The organism is Streptantibioticus parmotrematis (assembly GCF_019890615.1).
GTDB classification, from domain to species: Bacteria; Actinomycetota; Actinomycetes; order Streptomycetales; family Streptomycetaceae; genus Streptantibioticus_D; species Streptantibioticus_D parmotrematis.
Genome location: NZ_JAINVZ010000010.1, coordinates 27482 through 48850 on the forward strand (window position 1 = coordinate 27482; position 21369 = coordinate 48850).

Genomic DNA, 21369 nt, shown 5'->3' on the forward strand with positions numbered 1-21369 from the left:
AGAGGTGATGTGGCCGTGAAGACAACCAATACCCGGGCCCTGGCGGCGCGGGCGGCACGGCCCTCGGGGAGGCAGCGATGAGCCGGCGGGTGGTCATCACCGGCATCGGCGTGGTGGCTCCCGGCGGGGTGGGGACCAAGGACTTCTGGTCGCTGCTCACCGAGGGACGCACCGCGACCCGGGCGATCTCGCTCTTCGACGCCTCCTCGTTCCGGTCCAGGATCGCCGCCGAGGCGGACTTCGACCCGGTCAAGGAGGGCCTGACCCCGCAGGAGATCCGGCGCCTGGACCGCGCGGCGCAGTTCGCCGTGGTCAGCGCGCGGGAGGCGGTGGCCGACAGCGGTCTGGACATCGCCGCCCTCGACCCGTTCCGCACCGGTGTCACGGTCGGCAGCGCGGTCGGCGCCACCATGGGCCTGGACAGCGAGTACGCGGTGGTCAGCAACGGCGGCCAGGACTGGGTGGTGGACCACCACTACGCCGTGCCGCAGCTGTTCGACTACTTCGTGCCCGCCTCGTTCGCCAAGGAGGTCGCCTGGACGGTCGGCGCCCAGGGGCCGACCGCGGTGGTCTCCACCGGCTGCACCTCGGGCCTGGACTCGGTCGGTCACGCGGTCGAGCTGATCCGCGAGGGCAGCGCCGACACCATGATCGCCGGAGCGACCGAGGCGCCGATCTCGCCGGTGTCGGTGGCCTGCTTCGACGCCATCAAGGCCACCTCGCCGCGCAACGACGACCCGGAGCACGCCTCCCGGCCGTTCGACAAGACCCGCAACGGCTTCGTGCTCGGCGAGGGCTCCGCGGTCTTCGTGCTGGAGGAGCTGGAGCAGGCCCGCCGCCGCGGCGCGCACATCTACGCGGAGATCGGCGGCTTCGCCTCCCGCAGCAACGCCTACCACATGACGGGTCTGCGCCCCGACGGCGCCGAGATGGCCGAGGCCATCCGGGTCGCGCTGGACGAGGCCCGTCTCGACGCCACCGCCGTGGACTACATCAACGCGCACGGCTCCGGCACCAAGCAGAACGACCGCCACGAGACGGCCGCGTTCAAGCGCAGCCTCGGCGACCACGCGTACGCCACCCCGGTCAGCTCCATCAAGTCGATGATCGGGCACTCGCTCGGCGCCATCGGCTCCCTGGAGGTGGCGGCCTGCGCGCTGGCCATCGAGCACGGTGTCGTGCCGCCGACCGCGAACCTGCACGAGCCGGACCCGGAGTGCGACTTGGACTACACGCCGCTGACCGCCCGCGAGAAGACCATCGACACCGTGCTCACCGTGGGCAGCGGCTTCGGCGGCTTCCAGAGCGCGATGGTGCTCAACCGGCCGGAACGGAGGGCCGCCTGATGACCACCCCAGTGCTGGAACGTTCCGCCGGATCGCCGCAGCGGGCCAGGACCGCGCTGTTCACCGGCATCGGTGTCGCCGCCCCCAACGGGCTCGGCACCGAGGCCTGGTGGGCCGCGACACTGGCCGGCACCAACGGCATCGACCGCGTCACCCGCTTCGACCCCAGCAGCTACCCGGCGCAACTCGCCGGTGAGGTGCCCGGGTTCACCGCCGAGGAGCACATCCCCAGCCGCCTGCTGCCGCAGACCGACCACATGACGCGGCTCGCGCTGTACGCGGCGAAGGAGGCCATCGACGACGCGGGTGTCGACCCGGCGCAGCTGCCGGAGTTCGCCGCGGGCGTGGTCACCGCCAGCTCGGCCGGTGGCTTCGAGTTCGGCCAGCGCGAGCTGGAGGCGCTGTGGAGCAAGGGCGGGCAGTACGTCAGCGCGTACCAGTCCTTCGCCTGGTTCTACGCCGTCAACTCCGGCCAGATCTCCATCCGGCACGGCATGCGCGGCCCCTCCGGCGTCCTGGTCACCGAGCAGGCGGGCGGCCTCGACGCGGTCGCCCAGGCCCGCCGCCAGCTGCGCAAGGGCTCCCGCCTGATCGTCACCGGCGGCGTGGACGGCGCGATCTGCCCCTGGGGCTGGACCGCGCAGCTCGCCGGGGCGCGCCTGAGCCCGGTCAACGAACCCGACAGCGCCTTCGTGCCGTTCGACGCCCGTGCCCGCGGCTACGTGCCCGGCGAGGGCGGCGCGATCCTCATCCTGGAGGACGCCGACGAGGCCCGCGAGCGCGGCGCCCGCGTCTACGGACGGCTCGCCGGATACGCCGCCACCTTCGACCCGAAGCCCGGCACCGGCGGCGAGCCCGGCCTGCGCCGCGCCGCCGAACTCGCCCTGGCCGAGGCCGGGGTGGGCACCGCCGACGTGGACGTGGTCTTCGCCGACGGCTCCGGCGTGGAGGAACTGGACCGCCAGGAGGCGGACGCCATCAGCGGCCTGTTCGGCTCGCGCGGGGTGCCGGTCACCGTGCCGAAGACGATGACGGGACGCCTCTACGCGGGCGGCGCGGCGCTCGACCTGGCCGCGGCCCTGCTGTCCATCCGCGACGGGCTGATCCCGCCCACCGTCAACGTCGAGCGGCAGGCCGAGGGCATCGACCTCGACCTGGTCACCGCCGTGCGGCCGCACCCGGTGCGCACCGTGCTGGTGCTGGCCCGCGGCAACGGCGGCTTCAACGCCGCGGCCGTCGTCACCGCCGACTGAGCCACCCCGTACCACCTGCCCCACCACTGTGTTCCGCCCTGCCGAACGTATACGAAAGGTGTTTCGCGATGACCCTCTCCGAACTGACCAACCTGCTGCGCGAGTGCGCCGGTGAGGCCGAAGGCGTGGACCTGGACGGCGACGTCCTGGACACCGCGCTGGCCGACCTCGGCTACGACTCCCTCGCGGTGCTCCAGACCACCGGCCGCATCGAGCGGGACTACGACATCCGGCTGTCGGACGACACGGTGGCCGAGGCCACCACGCCGCGGCTGCTGCTGGACTTCATCAACGAGAGCCTGGCGCAGTCCCAGCAGGCCGCCTGATCCACCGGGCGGAGCGCGGTGCGACGGCCGCCGGTACCGGGAGACCGGTGCCGGCGGCCGTCCGCGTATCCCCGGCTCCCCGCACCGAACACCCCCAACACCCTGATGAGAAAGGGGAGTCGACCATGCGCGTACTGCTCGTGGTGGCCCCGGTACGAACCCATCTGCTCCCCATCGTCCCGCTCGCCTGGGCCCTCCAGGCCGCCGGGCACCAGGTCCTGCTGTGCGGGGAGCCGCTGACCGTGGAGACCGCGCGCGGCGCCGGGCTGCACACCGCCGAGGTCGCGGTGCGCCCCGGACCCGCCGGACCTCCCAAGCCGTCCGGCAAACCGGCGGGCGGCGCGTCCGCGTCGAACGGCTCGCGCGGGTGGCAGCCGGACTGGGACGCGCTCGCGGCGCGCTGGCAGGCCCGCGTCGGCCGGGTCCTCGACGGCTATCTGGCGCTGGCCCGCGAGTGGCGGCCCGACCTGATCATCTCGGACCCGGTGGAGTTCTCCGGGCCCATCGTCGCGGGCGCCCTCGGCATCCCGGCCGTCGTGCACCGCTGGGGGCCCGACGTGCTGACCACGCAGGCCCGCGAGCCCGCCCGCCGGGCCCTGAAGCCGCTGGCGGAGCAGGCCGGTTCCGACGGCGGGCTGCCCGACCCGGCGCTGCTGCTCGACCCCTGCCCGCCCAGCATGCGGCCCGAGGGCGCGGCGCCCGGCGAGCCGGTGCGCTTCGTGCCGTACAACGGGCCGGGCGGCTACCCCGACTGGCGGCCGCGCGGCGACGGCGAGCGCGTCGTCTGCGTCTCCTACAGCCCGCGCACCGTGGACGAGTTGGGCGTGGGCGGGCTGGCGGCGCTGGCCCGGGCCTTCGACGGGATGGACGGCGTCCGCGCGCTGCTCACCCTCAGCGACGCGCACGCCGAACTGCTCGGGCCGGTGCCCGGCAACGTCGAGGTGGTCGCGCCCGCGCCGCTGTCGCTGCTGCTGGACCGCTGCGCGGCCGTCGTCCACCACGGTGGCTCGGGCACCGGGCTGACCGCGCTGGCGACGGGACTGCCGCAGTTGGTGCTCCCGCAGGCGCTGCCCGCGCTGGACGTCTACGCCGAGCGCATCACCGCGAGCGGCGCGGGCTTCGCGGTGGACCACGGCGACCAGGACGACCCGGCCCGGCTGCGCACCGCGCTGGACACGCTGCTCGGCGACCCGCGCTACGCGAAGGACGCGCAGCGCTGCGCCGACGAGGTGCGGGCGATGCCACTGCCGTCCCAACTGGTGCCGCGTTTGGAGGAGTTGGCGGGCCGCTCCTGAGGGGCGGGCCGCCCCTGAAGGCGGGACGCTCCTGACGCGGGAACGACATGACAGTGCCGCCGCCCCCTCCTTCCTCACGGGGGAGGGGGCGGCGGCACCGTCATGGCGTGGGCAGCCGGGGTCAGACGCGCCCGACCGCCTCCAGGTTGCCGTCCTCGCGCCAGCGCACCAGCTCCCCGGTGCGCACCATCCGGGTGCCCGGGGCGCCGTACGGGTCGGCGACGAACCGCTCGGCGGTCAGCGACGGATCGCCCAGGTAGCCGCGGGCCAGCCCGGCGCCCGCCACGTACAACTCGCCGACCACGCCCACCGGGACGGGCTGCAACGCGCTGTCGAGCACGTAGACGCGGGTGCGGGGGAAGGGGCGGCCGATCGGCAGCACGCCCTCCGGGGTCGCGTCGCCGGGGTCGAGCCGGTAGCCGAGGCAGTCCACCGTGCCCTCGGTCAGCCGGTGCGAGTAGACCACCGGGACGCCCGGGTGCCGCTCACGCCAGCGCGCCAGCGCCTCGCCGTCCACCGGGCCGCCGCCCAGCATCAGCAGCCCGCTCGGCGCGGCGGCCGGCGACCGGAGCGCGTCCGGGGTGGTCTTGAGGAAGGTCAGCGGCGCGCTGCCGAGCGTGCGCGGCGCGTCCGCCTCCAGCGCGCCGACGCGCACCTGGCCGCCGCAGACCAGCGGGCCCAGCAGCGCGGTGACCGTCAGGTCGTCGGCGACCGGCAGGTGCAGCAGGGTCGCGCCCTGGAGCTGCGGGTAGCGCACCTGGCACCACGCGAGGTGGTCGACGAGCGAGCGGTGCTCGACCACCACGCCCTTGGCGGCCTCCGCGTCCGGATACAGCACGTACGCCGCGTCCCTCGGGCCCGGCGCGGTCAACTGGCCCCGGTCGGAACGGGGTTCGCGCGCGCCGACCTGGCCCCTGCCGTCCAGCACCAGCCGCGCCGGGCCGGGCAGCGCCGCCACCGCGTCCTCGTGCGCCGCCGTGGTGACCGTCAGCGCGGCGCGGCTGTCGGCCAGCCGGAACGCCAGCCGGTCGGCGGACAGCCCGAGGTCCAGCGGCAGGTAGGCGGCGCCCGTCTTGAGCACCGCCAGCACGGACACCACCAGTTCCGCCGAGGCGGGCAGCGCCAGCGCCACCACCCGCCCGGGCCCGACCCCGCGCGCCGCGAGCACCCCGGCCAACCGGTCGGAGCGCACGTCGAGTTGGCGGTACGTCAACGTGGCGTCGGGAGCGGAGACCGCGACGGAGTCCGGGGTGCGGCGTTCCTGGGCGGCGATCATGCCGGGCACGGTATGCCGGGGCGCCGGGCGGGCCGCGCCCGCGAACTCGACCAGGACCCGGCGGCGTTCGTCCGCGCTCAGCAGGTCCAGCAGCCCGATCGCGGTGTCCGGCGCGGCCAGCACCATGGTGTCCAGGAAGTCGACGAAACGCCGCTGGTGCGCGGCGAGTTGCTCGGCGTCGTAGAGCGGGTTGGCCTGGAAGTCGATGCGCACGCCCGCGCCGTCCGGGTCCTCGTACGCGACGACCGCGAGGTCGGGGACCGGTCCGGCCCCGGTCAGGTTGTGGGCGACGGTCACCACCGGGCCGAGCAGCCTGCGGTCCACCGACACCTGCCGCACCAGCTGGGCGACGGTCGTCTCCGGGCCGAGGTCGAGGCGCAGCGGCAGCACGTCGCCGGTGAGTGCCTGTGGCCCGCGCCCCGACGCCGGGCGCCGGGTGGCCGGATCACGCCGGACGGCCACCGCCAGGCCGAGCGTCAGCGCCCGTTCCCCGGTGATCCGGTGCAGGTACGCGGCGACGGCGGCCATCGCGAGCGCGGGCCAGTCCACCGTCAGGTCGCGGGCCGCCGCGCGCAGTCGCTCGGTGCGGCGCACGACGAGCGCGTCGGCCGCCGCGTCGTCGTCCGCCACCGTGTGCCGGCCGAACCGGGCGCGGATCACCCCGGTCGGCGTGGCCGTCAACGGGCGCAGGGCACCCTGGACATCGGTCATGCCGGTCAACTCCCCCTTACGGGCGCTGCGACGTGTTCGGATGCGTTGTCGCAAGCGTCACGTATCCGGCTGGAAGGGCTTCGGAGGCGGGCTGGAGCCGTCGGTTTCACGCCAGGACCGGGCGCCCGGTCGGCTGGTGCGGAGGATGCCTATGGTGACGCCCGTGACGCGCGGACACCGTGCCGCGCGCGGGCTCACGCGCCGGTCCAACGCCGCGAGAGCGCCGCTCGATCGGGGCCGGACACGCTGGAGGTCCACGCTGGGCGCCCCTGCGCCCGGCCGCCCGCCGACCACCCGGAGGCACCCGATGACCAACCCCTTCGCCAACCCGTCCGGCTTCTACCTGGTGCTCGCCAACGCCGAGCAGGAGCACTGCCTGTGGCCCGCCTTCGCCGCGGTCCCGGCCGGCTGGACCGTGAAGCTGGAGGCCTCCTCCCGGCAGCAGTGCCTGGACTACGTGGACGCGCACTGGACGGCGATGCGCGCGCCGGAGAGCGGCCCGCTCGCCGCGTAACCGCACGTACGCCCCCCGCACGCACGCACGTACGCACACGCACGCACGCACCAGGGCCGCCCGGCAGTGCCTCGCCGGGCGGCCCTGACGCGTACGCCCTGACGCGTACGACAGAAATCACGCCGCCTCGCGCACCGCCTCCGGGCCGCCCAGCGCGATCCGCTCCAGCAGGTCCACGGTCGCGGCGGGCGACGGCTGCGCCGCGATCTCGGCGCGCAGCGCGGCGGCGGCCCCGGCGAACGCGGGCTCGGTCACCAGCCGGTCGACGCAGGCGCCGATGACCTCCGGGTCGTCCTGGTCCGCGAAGTCGGGGATCAGGCCCGCGCCGAAGTCCGCGACGCGTTCACCGATCTCGGCGGTCACCGGGATCCGCGGCAGCACCAGCTGCGGCGTCCCGACCGCGGCGGCCGTGAGCCCCGTGCCCGAGCCGCCGTGGTGGACGACGGCCGCACAGGTGGGCAGCAACGCGTTCATGGGCACCGACTCGGCCACCCGCACCCCCGACGGCAGACCGCCGAGGTTCGCGGCCTGCCCGGGGCCGACCGCGAGCACCACCTCGACGTCCCGCGCGACCAGCGCGCGCAGCGTGCGGCCGACCATCTCCGGCAGCTCACCGGGGCGCACCTTGGTGCTGGAGATCCCGGAGGTCACGCACACCCGAGGCGAGCGCCCCTTGACGTGCACCCAACCCGGCACCAGACCCGGCCCGTTGAACGGCGCGTAGCGCATCGCGAAGCGCCGGGTCGGCAGCGGGTCCGGCAGGCGCATCGACGGCGGGCTCGGGTCCAGCCAGCCCACCGGACCGGCCTGCGGGTCCGCACCGAAGCGTTCGAAGAGCCGCGTGTAGCTGTCCAGCGGCGCGCCCCGCAGCCCGGTCAGCTCCACCCGCATCACCGTGGCGCTGCCCCAGGTGTGCCCGAGCGCCGGGACCCCGGTCGCGGCGGCGGCCACCGGACCGGCGAACGTCAGGTTGTCGTGCACCACGACGTCCGGCCGCCAGAAGCGGGCGAACGCCACCAGGTCGTCCGCCATCGCCTCGGCCACGGCGACCTGCTTGTCGCCGAGCGCGGCGAGCACGGCGCGCTGCCCGTCGTCCAGGCTCTCCGGGTGCGCCGCCCAGTGCCTCGGCCAGCGGCCCGGCTCCCGCCACGGGGCGAGGTCGGCGCGCTGCTTGATCTGCTGGACGGCCACGTCGCGGCCCACGGCGACGCCGACCAGACCGGCGCGCGAGACCGCGGGGACGATGGACGGCGGCGCCGCGATCCGCACCTCGTGCCCGGCCGTGCGGGCGGCCCAGGCGAGCGGGATCAGGCTGTAGAGGTGGGCGGGTTCCGCCCAGGTCGTGAACAACACACGCATGGGATGCCTCCGTGGGATCTCGTACGGGCCCGCCGGTGAACCCCTGTCGTCACCGGCCCCGCTTGCGGGCGACCGAACGCAGCACGGCAGTGCCTCGGGCGGGGGAGTCCCGGGGCACTGCCGTGGGTCCTTGGGGCCCGGCCGCGGCGTCAGATCAGGTCGTCACGGGTGATGAGGCGGTGCTTGACCAGCCACTCGCCACCCTCGTGCACCAGCTCGTCCTCACACGTGGTGCTGGCCTTCACGTACGCCTGGCCGCCGTGCGGGGTCTCGAAGACCAGCGCGTAGCAGCGGGCGAACACCGAACCGCCCTCCTGGCGCTCGATGTTGACCATGCCGAGCCAGTGGCGGCGCTGGATGCGGCGCTCGTTGTAGTCGGCGACGACCTGCCCGGCCACCTTCGCTATCGCCTCCCGGCCGACAGTGGGCTCCGGGTGGGCGTTGGCGGCGAAGACGCCGTCGGCGGTGAAGGTCTGCGCCCACTCCTCCACCCGGCCGCTGTCGAGCAGCTGCATCTGGCGCGCGTAGTACTGCTGCACCTGCTGGTACAGCTCCACGGAGCCGATGGCCGGTGCTTCCTGCGTCACGGTCATGGTGGTCCTCTCCTGCCTCACGGGATGGTCCGGGCCCGCCTCACGGGACGGTCCGGGAACGCCGGAACCTGGCGACTGACGGGGCGTTGGGAACGCGAGCGTGCCGTCCGACGGGTGGTGACGTGGCGTCGGCCGGAAGCCTCGCCACGACCCCTCGCGGACCGCTGGACAGCGGACGGAGCCCGCGCTGTCCAGCTCGGCTCGATCCCGTCGCGAGGCCGCGTCGGCACCTTGTTCCCCGTCGACAGCCGGAAGGAGCGCACAGCATGAGCAACGAACAGCAGCGCCGCGTGGCCCTGATCACGGGATCCACCAGCGGAATCGGACTCGCGGTGGCGAGGACCCTGGGGAACGCGGGCCTGGCGGTGTTCATCTGCTCCCGCAACGCCGACAGCGTGGAGTCCACCGTCAAGGAACTGCGCAACGAGGGCATCGAGGCCGCCGGCACCGTCGCCGACGTCCGCCGCCCCGAGCCGGTCAAGGAACTGCTCGCCGCCGCCGTCGAGACGTACGGCCGCGTCGACGTCCTGGTCAACAACGCGGGCCGCAGCGGCGGTGGCGTCACCGCCGGCATCGCCGACGAGCTGTGGTACGACGTCATCGACACCAACCTCAACAGCGTCTTCCTGACCACCCGCGAGTTCCTCAACGCGGGCGGCGCGCAGGACCGCGGCTGGGGCCGGGTCATCAACATCGCGTCCACCGGCGGCAAGCAGGGCGTCGTGCTCGGCGCGCCCTACTCCGCCTCCAAGCACGCCGTCGTCGGCTTCACCAAGGCCCTCGGCCTGGAGCTGGCCAAGACCGGCGTCACCGTCAACGCGGTCTGCCCGGGCTACGTCGAGACCCCGATGGCCGCCCGCGTGCGGCAGGGCTACGCGGCCGCCTACGACACCTCCGAGGACGCGATCCTGGAGCGCTTCCAGGCCAAGATCCCGCTGGGCCGCTACTCCACGCCCGAGGAGGTGGCCGGTCTCGTCGGCTACCTGGCCACCGACACCGCCGCCTCCATCACCGCGCAGGCGCTCAACGTCTGCGGCGGCCTGGGCAACTACTGATCCCCCCGCACCCCGATCGCGTTACGCCCTAGTCGAGTTGGAGTTTCCAGACCATGACCGTCACTGAACAGCGGCTGACGACGCACGAGACCACCCATGCGATCGACGTGGCGGCCCCGGCCCGGGTGGTCTACGGGATCATCGCCGACGTCGAGACCTGGCCGCAGCACTTCAAGCCCAACGTCCACGTCGAGCGCCTGGAGGAGGAGGCGGGCCTGGAGCGCATCCGCATCTGGGCCACCGCCAACGGCGAGGTCAAGACCTGGTCGTCGGTGCGCACCCTCGACCCCGAGACGCTGCGGGTGACCTTCCGGCAGGACGTGTCCACCCCGCCGGTGGCCGCGATGGGCGGCGAGTGGATCGTCACCGCCACCGGCGAGGACACCAGCCGCCTTCAGCTCAAGCACGACTTCCAGGCCATCGACGACGACCCGGCCAACGTCGAGTGGATCAACAAGGCGCTCGACGAGAACAGCGGCAAGGAACTCTCCGGCATCAAGGAGGTCGCCGAACTCGCCGACCAACTCGGTGAGTTGGTGTTCAGCTTCACCGACACCGTGCACGTCGAGGGCGACGGCGCGGACGTCTTCGACTTCCTCAACCGCTCCGACCTGTGGCCCGAGCGCCTGCCGCACGTCGCCAAGCTCGACCTGACCGAGGACACCCCGGGCCTCCAGGTCATGCGGATGGACACCAGCACCAAGGACGGCTCCGTGCACACCACCGAGTCGGTGCGCGTGTGCTTCGCCCCCGGCCGCATCGTCTACAAGCAGACCACCGTGCCGCTGCTGATGACCGCGCACACCGGCGAGTGGCTGATCACCCCCAGCGGCACCGGTGTCGACGTCTCCTCCACGCACACCGTCACCCTGCGCACCGACACCATCGAGCGCATCCTCGGCGAGGGCAAGACCGCCGCCGACGCGCGCGAGTACGTGCACAAGGCGCTGTCCACCAACTCCGGTGTCACCCTCCAGCACTCCAAGGCGTACGCGGAGGGCCGCCGTGGCTGAGCCGACGGACGGCCGCGCCCGGGACCTGGCGGGACTGCCGCCGGTCCCGGTGCGCGTGGACGCGTTGCTGAGCGAGGCGGCCGCCGCCCACCCGGGCCGCACCGCCGTCATCGCCGAAGGCCGCGGCATCGGCTTCGCGGCGCTGGACCGCAAGGTCACCGCGGTCGCCTCGGCGCTGCGCGAGCTGCTGCCCGAACCCGGCGCGGTCGTCGCCACCGCCTCCGTACTGCACCCCGACTTCGCCGTCGCCTACTACGCGGCCGCGCGCGCCGGTCACGTCGCCGCCGTCGTCAACCCGCTGATGCGCGAAGAGGCCCTGCTGCACGTGCTCACCCTCAGCGGCGCGCAGGCGGCGTTCGTGGACGCCACGGTGTACGAGCGGCTCGCCGCCGTACGCGACCGGCTGCCCTCGCTTCGACACATCGTGCTCATCGGCCCCGCGACGGGGCAGGAGCCGACCATGGACACACTCGCCGCGGGAGCCGCGACGGACTTCGCGCCGGTTCCGGCCGCGCCGGACGACGTGGCCGTCATCCAGTTCACCAGCGGCACCACCGGCCTGCCCAAGGCCGTACGGCTCAGCCACCGCAACGTGACCGTCAACGCGGCCCAGATCGCCGCCGCCCACAAGCTGGACGGCGACGCGGTGGCCGTCAACCACCTGCCGACCTACCACCCGATGCACCTCAACTCGGCGTTCCGGGCGGGTGCGACGCAGGTACTGTTCGCCGGGCCCGACCCGGCCGAGGCGGTGGCCGCCGCCAACCGCTACGGCGCCACGCACTTCTACAGCCTGCCGGTACGCCTCGCGCGGCTGGCCGCCGACCCTTCGCTGGAAGGGCTGCGGCTGACCACCGTGAAGCGGATCGCCTCCGGCGGCTCCGGCCTGCCGGTGGCCGCCGCGCGCCGCCTGACGCAGCGGTTCGGCATCCCGGTCTTCCAGGGCTACGGCCTCGCCGAGACCGCGCCGCTGACCCACAGCGACGACCCCGACCACCCGGTGCACGGCTCGGTCGGCACCCCGGTCGCGGGCACCGAGTGCCGGGTCGTGGACATCGACACCCGCGCCGTGCTCACCGAGCCCGACGCGGTCGGCGAGATCCAGCTGCGCGGCCCGCAGGTCATGCTGGGCTACCTCGGCGGCCCGGACGGCACCGGCCTGGAGCCGGACGGCTGGTTCTCCACCGGGGACGCGGGCCGGGTGGACGCCGACGGGCGGCTGTTCCTCGTCGACCGCCTCAAGGACGTCTTCAAGTGCGACAACTTCCTCGTCGCGCCCTCGGAGGTGGAGAGCGCGCTGCTCGGCCACGCCGCCGTGCGCGAGGCCGTCGTCTTCGACCTGCCCGACCCGTTCAGCACCGCGGTCGCGGGCGCGCTGCTGGTGCTGCGCGCCGGGGCCTCGCTGGAAGGCGTCCTCGAAGAGGTCAACTCCCGGCTCCCGTACTACCAGCAGGTCCGCTACGCCGAGACGGTCGGGACGATCCCGCGCTCGGGCAACGGAAAGATCCAGCGCCGCATGCTGCGCGACCAGCTCGTCGAGCGTGGCGCATGGCAGTCCCTCCCCGCCGTTCCTGAAAGGGCATCAGCATGACGTACTTCACCGTGGTCAACGTCTTCACCCTCAAGAACCCCGACGAGGCGGCCGCGTTCGAGAACCGCTTCGGCACCCACGTGCAGTGGATGCGCGAGCGCGAGGGCTTCCAGGCCCACCAGGCGGTCCGCCAGGACGACGAGCCGGCCACGTACGTCAACTTCGGCTGGTGGGACAAGCCGGAGTCGTTCCAGGCGGTCATGGCCAGCGACACCTTCCAGGCGCACGCCAAGGAGTTCCACGAGCTGGTCGACGTGGTCGCCGACCCGTCGCTGGGCGTCCTGAGCGTCGAGGGACAAGCGAGCGCGGGCGACGCGCCGCTGGTGGCGCTGGAGTTCATCGAGGCCAAGGGCGACCAGGAGGAGTTCGAGGCCGCCTACGCCGCCTACGCGCAGGCCGCCGCGCGCGCCGCCGGATTCGCCTGGGCCGACCTCGCCAAGTCGCTGTTCACGCCCGGCAAGTACACCGCGGTGACCCGCTGGGAGGACCGCGACGGGTTCGCCACCGCCAAGGCGCTGCCGCAGTACGCGGCGCTGACCGCGCTCGCCACGATCCGCACCGTGACCGCCGCCCCGGTGGCCGGCACCCGTACGCCCGAGGGCGCGCGGGCCTGACCGCGGAAGGAGACCGACACCATGGCTGAAGGACACGCGGCGGAGGCCGTCGACACCGACATCTGCGTGGTGGGCGGCGGCCCGGCCGGGCTGACGCTGGCACTGCTGCTGCTGAAGTCGGGCGTGCGGGTCGCGGTGGTCGAGCGCTCCCGGGCGCACCAGCGGGAGTTCCGCGGCGAGATCCTCCAGCCGGGCGCCATGCGGCTGCTGGACGAGCTGGGGGTGCTGGCCGGAGCCAGGACCCGCGGCTGCCACGAGCACCAGCGGTTCCGCCTGGTCGAACGCGACCGGGCCCTGCTGGACATCGACTACCGTTCGCTGCCCACCCCCTACGACCACCTGCTGAGCATTCCCCAGGCCCACGTACTGGACGAACTCCTCCTGCACTGCGGCAAGTTCGAGGGATTCAGCTACCTGGACGGCAGGCGGGCGGGCGGCCTGGTCAAGGACGCCGACGGCCGGATCACCGGAGTCACCGCCGACGGCCCGTCCGGCAAGCTGACCGTCTCCGCGCACTGCGTGGTGGCCGCGGACGGCCGCTTCTCCAAGGTCCGCAGGCTGGCCGGGATCGAGGCGGGCCGCTCGGACGTCTTCGACCTGGACGTCCTGTGGTTCAAGCTCACCGTCCCGTCCGGCGGTTCGGACCGCGAACGCGACGTACGGGTCTTCCGGGCCGAGGGCGCCCCGGTGCTCGCGTACGACTCGTGGCCGGACAAGGTCCAGATCGGCTGGACGCTGCCGCACGGCGGCTACCAGGAGGTCGTGGCGAAGGGCCTGGAGCACACCAAGGAAGAACTGGCGAAGGCGGTCCCGCCCTACGCCGATCTGATCCGCGAACAGATCACCTCCCTGAAGGACCTCACCCTCCTCGACGTCTTCTCCGGCCGCGCCGACACCTGGGCGGTGGACGGCCTCGTCCTGATCGGCGACGCGGCGCACACCCACAGCCCGATCGGCGCGCAGGGCATCAACCTGGCCATCCAGGACGCGGTCCTGCTCCACCCGATCCTGGTGGACTCGTTGCGCCGGGGCGACGCGAGCGCCGCGGTGCTGGGCGCGTTCGAGGAGCGCAGGGCGGCCGACATCGCGACGGTCATGCGCACCCAGCGCATGCAGAGCAAGGCCATGCTGGCGCACGGCGCCTTCGCGACGAGAGTCCGCCCGAAGCTGGCCGCGATCCTCAAACACACCCCCGCCTACGGCAAGATCCTCCGCAAGATCGCCTACGGCAACCCGACGATCGCGATCGCGGGGGAGTTGTTCGTGGACTGAGGCGTTGAGGGTTTGAGCGGTGAGGGCTTGAGCGGTGAGGGCGGCCGGGAGACCAACTCCCGGCCGTCCTAGCTGTTTTGCCCGGAGTGCCTTCGCGGCACGCGCGATCGGTTCGCCGTCCGCGCACGACGGTTCCGCCGCTACCGCGGCGGAGGAGCAGACGATTCTCGCTGCCCATGCCACCGGATCGCGTCAGACCGACTGAGCGCCGCAAACGTCGAAGGCGGCAGCAGCGCACGGCGAGGCGGCGATCGGAGAGGCGGCTGCGTGGTGGTGGAGCCCAGGGACCGGTTGACATCGAGCGCGCTCGAAGTGATGGGCTCTGTCGCACGGACCTGCGGCGGAGGTCATACCGCAGCACTGTTCGCCCGGTCCGCGCCGACAAGCCCACCCGGAAGGACATCGCCATGGGGAGTTCTCCCGTCACCCTGATCACCGGAGGCGGCAGCGGTATCGGAGCAGCCACCGCCCGGCTCCTGCTGGAGCAGGGGCACCGCGTCGTCATCACCGGTCGAGACGAGCAACGGCTCAAGCGCCTCGCCGGTGAACTGGGTTCTCCGGAAGGCTTGTTGACGTTCGCGGGCGACACAGCGGACTTCGAGGTCGTCAGCGGCGCAGTGCGGGCCGCCGTCACCGCGTTCGGCCGCCTGGACGCGATCGTCGCCAACGCGGGATTCGCCACGCCCGGCACCATCGCCGACGGTGACCCGGCGGGCTGGCGCGAGATGGTGCTCACCAACGTGCTCGGCCCGGCCCTGCTGATCAGGGCCGCGTTGGAGGAACTGAAGAAGACCCATGGCCGGATCGTCCTGGTCGGCAGCGTGGCCGGACTCGTGCACACCCCCGGGAACCTCTACGGCGCGACCAAGTGGGCACTGACCGGACTCGCCGAGAACACCCGGCGCCTGGTGACCGCTGACGGCGTCGGGGTGACCCTGATCGCCCCCGGCCGGGTCGAAACGCCGTTCTGGGACGTGGCGGGCGGCGGCGTCCCGGAAGGCATGCTGCTGACGGCCGATCAGTTGGCGGAGTCCATCGTGTGGGCGATGAGCCGACCGAACGGCGTCGACGTCAACACTGTCACCGTCAGGCCCATGGGGCAGCCCGTCTGACGGCCGCCGCGTGGGTCGACGGACCAGGAACGGACCAGGAGGGGCCTGGGATCAGTACCCCGGGCCCCGCGCGCAGGCTGTGGAGCCGGCGACAGTCGACCATTTACATAAACTATGAATATAAAAACGCTATGCTTCGAGCATGAGTCGTCACGACACCGCTCCTGGCGCGGCCGCCGCCATCGGGGCAGCCCTCTACGGCCTGGCCACCAGGGCCGCGAGACGCCTGCCCAGGGACATGAGCCTGACGTCCGCCGCCACCCTGGCCACCCTGGACCGGACCGGCCCGCGGCGCATCACCGATCTGGCCGCGGTCGAGGGTGTCACCCAGCCCGCGATGACCGCCCTGGTCCGGGTGATGGAGGAGTCCGGCCTGGTCGAGCGCCGGGGCGACGCGTCCGACAAGCGGGTCACGCTGGTGTGCCTGACCGAGGCCGGCGCCTCCTATGTCCGGACGCGGCGCCAAGCGGGCGTCCACGCGTTCGAACGGTTGATCGGCGAGCTCACCGGCGACGAGATCGAGGCGCTGGTGGCGGCCCTTCCGGCGCTGAAGCATCTGGCAGAGCTCGAAAGCCAGGACCGCGAAAGGCCGAAGCAGTGACAGGGCACCCGGTCGGCGGGGTCGCGGCGCAGGCGTTCCCGGTGGCGCGTTCCGAGGCGCGGCTACTGGTCCCCGCCCTGATGTTCATCGCTCTGGTCGTGGCGGCGGTCGCCAGCCTCGGGACGCCGCTCATCACCAGCGTGGCGACCTCGTTCCACGTCTCGCTCGGCAGCGCGCAGTGGACGCTGACCGCCGCGCTGCTCAGTGGCGCCGTCGCCACGCCGGTCCTGGGTCGGCTGGGAGCCGGCCCGCACCGGCGGGCCACGATCCTCGCCACGCTGGCGGTCGTCGTCGCCGGCAGCGCGCTCACCGTGCTGCCGCTGCCGTTCGCGTGGCTGCTGGCCGGCAGGGCGGCCCAGGGCGTCGGGCTCGGGCTGACGGCGCTGATGATGGGCGTGGCCCGGGACCACCTCCCCGAGGAGCGCAGCACGGCCGTGATCGCCCTGATCTCGGTGGTCTCGATCATCGGGGCCGGCGTCGGCTACCCGCTGGCCGCACTGCTCGCCGAGTTTGGCGGGGTACGGGCCGCCTACGGCCTTGGCCTGGTCGTCACCGCCGCCGCCCTCCTGACCGCGTGGCGCTCCATGCCCAAAGCCCCCGAAGGCCGCTCCGCCCACGTGGACGTGGCAGGCGCGGTCGTCCTGGCTGCCGCGCTGCTCCTGGTGCTGTTCCTCGCCGGCGAACGGAATCTGTGGAGCCGGCACCTCGCCGTGGCGACGGGCCTCGCCGTCGCCACGGTGGTGCTGCTCTGCGTCTGGGCCGTCATCGAGCTGCGCAGCACGACGCCCCTGGTCGATGTGCGGGCGGTGCGGCACCCCGCGGTCGCCGGGGCGAACCTCGCCATGTTCGTCGGCGGGATCGGCATGTACCTCCTGCTCACGCTCATCACCCGGTACGCGCAGACGCCGCACGGCGCAGGCTACGGCTTCGGGCTGACGACCTTCGTCGCCGGGCTGGTCCTCATCCCGTTCTCGGTGCTGGGGTTCGTCGCCGGCAAGCTCACGCCGCGGGTCCGGACGCGGATCGCCGACCCCCTGCTCCTGGCCGGCAGCGCCGTCGTGGTCGGCGCCGGGTTCGCCCTGTTCGCGGCGGCCCGGTCGGACCTGGCCGACCTGTTCGCGGCGATGGGCGTGCTCGGCTTCGGCGTCGGCGGCTTCTCGGCCGCGATGCCCGGCGTCATCCTGGCCGTCACCCCCAAGAGCGAGACGTCGAGCGCCATGAGCTTCAACTACGTCGTCCGCAGCGTCGGGTACTCCCTGGGCAGCGCCATCGGCGGCCTGATCCTCGCCGCGGGCACCGGCCCCGGCCGCCTCTTCCCCGACGACAGCGCCTACACCACCGCGGCGCTGGTCGGCATCGGCGCCATGGCGATCACGACGCTGACAAGCCTCGCTCTCGCCCGCCGACGCTCGTCCGAGACCAACCCGTAAGTCAGATGCACTCATCCCGACACTGGAGGTTTCATGCCCAAGGGCTACTGGGTCAGCGTCTACCGCACCATTTCAGACCCTGAGAAGCTGGCTGCTTACAACAAGCTGGCTGGTCCGGCCGTCAAGGCCGGGGGCGGCCGGACCATCGTCCGTGGCGGTCGGGTTGTGGCGCATGACGCCGGAATCGCCGAGCGCACGGTCCTGGTCGAGTTCGACAGCTTCGAGCAGGCTGTCGCGGCGCGCGAAAGTGCGGCCTACCAGGAGGCGCTGGTCGCCCTCTCCGACGGCGTCGAGCGGGACTTCCGCATCGTCGAAGGCATCGACTGACCGAGGTCCGGTCGGATCTTCACTGAACCCTCTCAGGTCCGGTGCATGGGGAGGACGCCCGTGGAGGCGTCCTCCTGCTGTTTATTGCACCTCCTGCACGTGGCCCGATGCGGAGGCCGACGGCGCCGTCCGCGCCGTGGGCTTCTGGACCCCGGACGGCTCGACGGCCACCGCCGACGACACCGGAACCGTCCATCACATCGGCCCGCGACGCCTGTGGGACACGATCGAGGAACTCCACGCCCTGTTCCCCACCGCGCCGGAACGTGACGAATGCGGGATCACCGTCACTGCCGAACGCCAGCGCGGCTGGTGGCGTTCCGAGGACGGCCCCGGCTGGGATCTGCCGGAGATGGCGTTCGCCTGACGAACCGACCACGGAGGAAGCGGCCCGGGTTGAGCAGGATCGCCGTTCTGGGACGTGGTGGGCGGCGGCGTCCCGGAGGGCATGTTGCTGACGGCCGATCAGTTGGCGGAGTCCATCGTGTGGGCGATGAGCCGGCCGAACGGCGTCGACGTCAACACTGTCACCGTCAGGCCCATGGGGCAGCCCGTCTGACGGCCGCCGCGTGGGTCGACGGACCAGGAGGGAGGTCCCTCGGGCCCCGCGCGTCCTCGCCTGACAGCGAGCCGGTCAGCCGAGGGCCGGGAGTTCCCCGGACTTCACCGCGCCGATGAACGCGCTCCACGCCCGCGGGGCGAAGAGCAGCGCGGGCCCGTGAGGATCCTTGCTGTCACGCACGGGAACGACACCGGAGACGGCGTGAGCGGGGGCCCACTCGACGCAGTTCCCGCCGTTGGCGTTGCTGTACGTGGACTTGACCCAGACGGCCCGGGTGAGGTCCGGGGTGTTGCTCATGAGGGAAGCGCCTCCAGGACGGATGTGATGAACGCCGCCGTTCTGCTCGGCGACAGGGCGTACGCCTTCAGCAGATCGTATGCGCGTTGGTAGGCCGTGACTACTTCCGGATCCTCCAGCAGGATGCCGCTGTCGATGCTCTCGTCCCATGCGACGACGCTCCGGTCGGCGAGCGTGAGGAACCTCATCGAGCCGCCCGTCAGCGCGTGCGCGCCGTGACTGAACGGCAGGACCTGTACGACACCGGCCGGTGTGTCGACCATGGGGATCAGGGCGGTCAACTGCGCGCGCATGACCTCGTTGTCACCGATCTGACGCCGCAGGGACGCTTCGTCGAGGACGAGTGACAGGTATGGCGAGGACTTGCCCCGCAGCAACTCCTGACGGCTCAGCCGGGCGTTGACCAACTCCTCGATCTTCTCGTCGGAGGCGCCGGGGTTGCCTCCACGAAACAGCGCTCGTGCGTAGTCTTCCGTCTGCACAAGTCCCGGAATCACCTGGCCCGCGTATTCCTCGATGACCCGCGCCCGTGCCTCCAGTTCCATGTGACGCCGGTACCGGTCCGGGTGGACCTCGCGCTTCGCGAGCTCGTACACCTTGCCGAAGATGCCGTCCGTGCCGAACGCCGCGTCGAGCAGCTCCGCCAGATCAGGCGGCGGCATCACCTCCGCGATCTCGACGCGGGACAGATGGCTCCGGCTGTACTTGACGATCGCCGCGAGGCGTTCGAGGCTCAGGCCCGCCCCTTCGCGGTGGCGGCGTAACTCCGCCCCGAAGAGGTGACGTGCGGACACGAACGGGGTCAGCTCGCGCGGACGCTGGGCCATGGTGGGTAACTCCTCGTCTCCCGAACCCGTTTGGGGCATCGTTCGCTTGGAGAGCCTAGCTTCACAAAGCGACGATGTGAATACGAAGAGTGATGGAATGCGCGTGCCCACGTGACTCGTGCGACGGAGTGTGCAGAGGCGGCCGGACTGGCGTGTGCGTGGGAGGCGTCACCGGCGAGGACGGCTACCACGGCCGCGGAATCATCCACCCTGCCGTCACAACCGTCCCGTTCGCCATGATGCTGCGCTGGCGGCGCTACGCTCCCGGGCATGACGACGCCGCCCACCCGTGACGCTTGCGTCATCGTCGCCCAGGACCGTCAAGGACTCGTCGCCGTGCTCAGCGCGCACTTCCCCGCGCACGGCGGCGAGTACCTGTTCCTGCCGGGCGGGCGGATGGAGGACGGCGAGACCCCGCCGCAGTGTGCCGCCCGCGAGCTGCGCGAGGAGGCCGGCGTGACCGCGGCTTCGTGGCGGCCTCTCGGCTCCTACGCCATCACCCTCGCCTCACCGGCCCGCGTGCATCTCTACGAGGCGCGTGACCTCACGCTCGGACCGCAGGAACTCACTCCCATCGAGCAGGACTTCAGGCTGTCGTGGTGGCCGCTGGACGACGCGGTCGACGCGGCCCGAAGGGGCCGCTTCTTGCTTACCGCCGGTCCGCTGGCCCTCCTGCTCGCCCGCGGCTGAACCCTGCCTGAACACGGCCAGGCTGTCCCGCGCGGACAATCCGATGCTGTCGTACCGCGTGGTCCATCCGCCAGGCGACGGAGCGGTCGGTGCGTGTGAATGTACGCGCCACCCCGCGCGAGCTGAAACACACTCCCCATGGCAGGTGGACTTCGCGACCTGCGCCTCGGTGGCGCGTATGACGTGCGGGGCGGCTATCCGCGGGCAGGACTCACAGCGAGGCCGGGCGGCTGTATCGCTCGAATACCGCGTCCCGCTCTCGCTCCCAGGTCCAGTCCGGGTCGCGTCGGTGGAACTCGGTGACGGCCAGCTCGAAGAACTGGCCTGAGGGCTTCCGGCTGGCGCCGTTGACCACCAGCGCCGAAAGCATTGGAGCGGCTCCGGTGCTGTCCTGGCGGCAGACGTCCGCCAGCAGAAGCGACATCATCAAGCCGTGGTAGTGCACCCGGTGTTCCGGTGCCAGGGTTTCGCTCAACGTCTTATAGGTGCCGGTCCGGCCCTCTCGGGCCCACCCCCTCAGAATCTCCACCGTGGCATCCCGGGCGGCAAGGTAGTCCGCATCCCCATGCTTCATGTGAGAGTCCCCCCATCAACTAACTGCCCTACAAAGGTATCGAGTTGCGGCGCCACGGGGTGGGAACCGAGGCAAGTCGCCCGTGTGCCAAGCCGAAGGGGTGCCGCGGCGTCAGCCGGCGTGGCCCGCGTGCCGGCTGGTCTCGGTGAGCATGTGGACCAGGACGGCGAACAGCTTCACGTCGGGGCGTGGCCACCAGGGAACATATCCGGGGGAATCGATCGCGAGAGCGCTGATCGTCGTGTCCGCGTGCTCTCCTACGCGACGGTAGAGGCTGATGATCTGTTCGCGTGTCTCGTGCTCGGTCGCCCACAGGTCGGAGCCGGGTTCCCCGGCGTCGTTCCACCGTGGAAGAGGTTCAGGGAACGGGCGATCGAAGACCTCGCCGAAGTACCTGGACCCCCAGATCGACAGGTGCTTGACCAAGCCGAGAAGGTTGGTGCCGGTCGGCGTCAGGGGGCGGCGGACGTCGTACTCGCTCAGGCCGTCGAGTTTCCAGAGCATCGCGCCACGCATCTCTCGCAGCGTCCGGTGCAGATGCTCTTTCGCGACATCATCGATCACGGGCGGCGAGCCTGTCATGGGCGGCCAGCGGCCTCAAGGCCCAGCCCGCTGTGGCGGCCAGTTCGCTGACCTGGCCGCCCCCGACCTCCACCCCGCCCGCCAGACGCCGTCGGAGCGCAGGCCCAGGTCCGTCGTGACGAACCGGCATCCGAGGACGCGCACCATTG

22 protein-coding genes and 1 pseudogene are annotated in these 21369 nt (G+C 72.4%); 16 read left to right on the forward strand and 7 right to left on the reverse strand.

What is annotated here, in order from left to right; genetic code table 11:
* The first annotated feature begins 77 nt into the window (after positions 1-77).
* The 4 genes from K7472_RS16180 to K7472_RS16195 all read left to right on the forward strand — a co-directional run bounded on the left by K7472_RS16180 (position 78) and on the right by K7472_RS16195 (position 4220).
* Positions 78-1346, forward strand: coding sequence for a beta-ketoacyl-[acyl-carrier-protein] synthase family protein (locus K7472_RS16180; RefSeq protein ID WP_222978585.1), 1269 nt, complete (start codon positions 78-80; stop codon positions 1344-1346).
* On the forward strand, positions 1346-2599 hold the full coding sequence (locus K7472_RS16185; RefSeq protein ID WP_222978587.1) for a ketosynthase chain-length factor: 1254 nt from the start codon (positions 1346-1348) through the stop codon (positions 2597-2599). Before K7472_RS16180 ends, K7472_RS16185 begins: the two co-directional genes overlap by 1 nt.
* A 68-nt stretch (positions 2600-2667) precedes the next feature.
* On the forward strand, positions 2668-2925 hold the full coding sequence (locus tag K7472_RS16190; RefSeq protein ID WP_222978589.1) for an acyl carrier protein: 258 nt from the start codon (positions 2668-2670) through the stop codon (positions 2923-2925).
* A gap of 125 nt (positions 2926-3050) precedes the next feature.
* Positions 3051-4220 carry a nucleotide disphospho-sugar-binding domain-containing protein gene (locus K7472_RS16195; protein WP_222978591.1) on the forward strand — a complete coding sequence of 390 codons (1170 nt, stop codon included), beginning with the start codon at positions 3051-3053 and terminating at the stop codon, positions 4218-4220.
* Positions 4221-4341: 121 nt separating this feature from the next.
* Here K7472_RS16195 and K7472_RS16200 read toward each other — a convergent pair whose 3' ends face one another.
* Positions 4342-6207 (reverse strand): AMP-binding protein, encoded by a 1866-nt coding sequence (locus tag K7472_RS16200; RefSeq protein ID WP_222978593.1) that lies wholly within the window; start codon positions 6205-6207, stop codon positions 4342-4344.
* A 307-nt stretch (positions 6208-6514) separates the two neighbouring features.
* On the opposite strand from K7472_RS16200, the gene K7472_RS16205 reads away from it, so the two are divergent.
* Positions 6515-6721 (forward strand): MbtH family protein, encoded by a 207-nt coding sequence (locus K7472_RS16205; RefSeq protein WP_222978595.1) that lies wholly within the window; start codon positions 6515-6517, stop codon positions 6719-6721.
* A 117-nt stretch (positions 6722-6838) separates the two neighbouring features.
* On the opposite strand, the gene K7472_RS16210 is transcribed toward K7472_RS16205, so the two are convergent.
* Both K7472_RS16210 and K7472_RS16215 read right to left on the reverse strand, forming a co-directional pair.
* Positions 6839-8080 carry a nucleotide disphospho-sugar-binding domain-containing protein gene (locus K7472_RS16210; RefSeq protein WP_222978602.1) on the reverse strand — a complete coding sequence of 414 codons (1242 nt, stop codon included), beginning with the start codon at positions 8078-8080 and terminating at the stop codon, positions 6839-6841.
* 149 nt (positions 8081-8229) lie between these two features.
* Positions 8230-8673 carry a nuclear transport factor 2 family protein gene (locus K7472_RS16215; protein WP_222978603.1) on the reverse strand — a complete coding sequence of 148 codons (444 nt, stop codon included), beginning with the start codon at positions 8671-8673 and terminating at the stop codon, positions 8230-8232.
* A 266-nt stretch (positions 8674-8939) separates the two neighbouring features.
* Between K7472_RS16215 and K7472_RS16220 the strand changes: the two genes are divergently transcribed.
* The 10 genes from K7472_RS16220 to K7472_RS16265 all read left to right on the forward strand — a co-directional run bounded on the left by K7472_RS16220 (position 8940) and on the right by K7472_RS16265 (position 18055).
* Positions 8940-9728 (forward strand): SDR family NAD(P)-dependent oxidoreductase, encoded by a 789-nt coding sequence (locus K7472_RS16220; RefSeq protein ID WP_222978604.1) that lies wholly within the window; start codon positions 8940-8942, stop codon positions 9726-9728.
* A gap of 53 nt (positions 9729-9781) precedes the next feature.
* On the forward strand, positions 9782-10741 hold the full coding sequence (locus K7472_RS16225; protein ID WP_222978605.1) for an aromatase/cyclase: 960 nt from the start codon (positions 9782-9784) through the stop codon (positions 10739-10741).
* Positions 10734-12332: a class I adenylate-forming enzyme family protein gene (locus K7472_RS16230; protein WP_308013938.1), complete on the forward strand. Its 1599-nt coding sequence runs from the start codon at positions 10734-10736 to the stop codon at positions 12330-12332. Before K7472_RS16225 ends, K7472_RS16230 begins: the two co-directional genes overlap by 8 nt.
* The gene (locus K7472_RS16235; protein ID WP_222978606.1) at positions 12329-12946 is read left to right on the forward strand and encodes an antibiotic biosynthesis monooxygenase family protein; all 618 of its coding nucleotides are present in this window, start codon (positions 12329-12331) and stop codon (positions 12944-12946) included. The genes K7472_RS16230 and K7472_RS16235 overlap by 4 nt, the downstream gene beginning before the upstream one ends.
* A gap of 21 nt (positions 12947-12967) precedes the next feature.
* Positions 12968-14218, forward strand: coding sequence for an FAD-dependent monooxygenase (locus K7472_RS16240; protein ID WP_222978607.1), 1251 nt, complete (start codon positions 12968-12970; stop codon positions 14216-14218).
* 407 nt (positions 14219-14625) lie between these two features.
* A complete protein-coding gene (locus K7472_RS16245; protein ID WP_222978608.1) occupies positions 14626-15330 on the forward strand; it encodes an SDR family oxidoreductase in 705 nt (234 codons plus the stop codon).
* A 238-nt stretch (positions 15331-15568) separates the two neighbouring features.
* The gene (locus K7472_RS16250) at positions 15569-15931 is read left to right on the forward strand and encodes a MarR family winged helix-turn-helix transcriptional regulator (RefSeq protein WP_222978874.1); all 363 of its coding nucleotides are present in this window, start codon (positions 15569-15571) and stop codon (positions 15929-15931) included.
* The gene (locus tag K7472_RS16255) at positions 15928-17361 is read left to right on the forward strand and encodes an MFS transporter (RefSeq protein ID WP_222978609.1); all 1434 of its coding nucleotides are present in this window, start codon (positions 15928-15930) and stop codon (positions 17359-17361) included. Before K7472_RS16250 ends, K7472_RS16255 begins: the two co-directional genes overlap by 4 nt.
* Positions 17362-17394: 33 nt before the next feature.
* The gene (locus tag K7472_RS16260) at positions 17395-17688 is read left to right on the forward strand and encodes a DUF1330 domain-containing protein (protein WP_222978610.1); all 294 of its coding nucleotides are present in this window, start codon (positions 17395-17397) and stop codon (positions 17686-17688) included.
* A gap of 136 nt (positions 17689-17824) precedes the next feature.
* Positions 17825-18055, forward strand: coding sequence for a hypothetical protein (locus K7472_RS16265; protein ID WP_222978611.1), 231 nt, complete (start codon positions 17825-17827; stop codon positions 18053-18055).
* 267 nt (positions 18056-18322) lie between these two features.
* On the opposite strand, the gene K7472_RS16270 is transcribed toward K7472_RS16265, so the two are convergent.
* Together K7472_RS16270 and K7472_RS16275 are read right to left on the reverse strand one after the other, a co-directional pair.
* Positions 18323-18547 carry a DUF397 domain-containing protein gene (locus K7472_RS16270; RefSeq protein ID WP_222978612.1) on the reverse strand — a complete coding sequence of 75 codons (225 nt, stop codon included), beginning with the start codon at positions 18545-18547 and terminating at the stop codon, positions 18323-18325.
* Complete coding sequence (locus K7472_RS16275) at positions 18544-19374, reverse strand: helix-turn-helix domain-containing protein (RefSeq protein WP_222978876.1); 831 nt, start codon at positions 19372-19374, stop codon at positions 18544-18546. Before K7472_RS16275 ends, K7472_RS16270 begins: the two co-directional genes overlap by 4 nt.
* A gap of 270 nt (positions 19375-19644) precedes the next feature.
* Between K7472_RS16275 and K7472_RS16280 the strand changes: the two genes are divergently transcribed.
* Positions 19645-20064 (forward strand): NUDIX hydrolase, encoded by a 420-nt coding sequence (locus K7472_RS16280; RefSeq protein WP_222978613.1) that lies wholly within the window; start codon positions 19645-19647, stop codon positions 20062-20064.
* A gap of 211 nt (positions 20065-20275) precedes the next feature.
* Here the strand turns inward: K7472_RS16280 and K7472_RS16285 are convergent, their stop codons facing one another.
* Together K7472_RS16285 and K7472_RS16290 are read right to left on the reverse strand one after the other, a co-directional pair.
* Positions 20276-20638 carry a hypothetical protein gene (locus K7472_RS16285; protein ID WP_222978617.1) on the reverse strand — a complete coding sequence of 121 codons (363 nt, stop codon included), beginning with the start codon at positions 20636-20638 and terminating at the stop codon, positions 20276-20278.
* 117 nt (positions 20639-20755) lie between these two features.
* A pseudogene (locus tag K7472_RS16290) lies at positions 20756-21202 on the reverse strand (DinB family protein); the annotation flags it as partial.
* Positions 21203-21369: the final 167 nt, after the last annotated feature.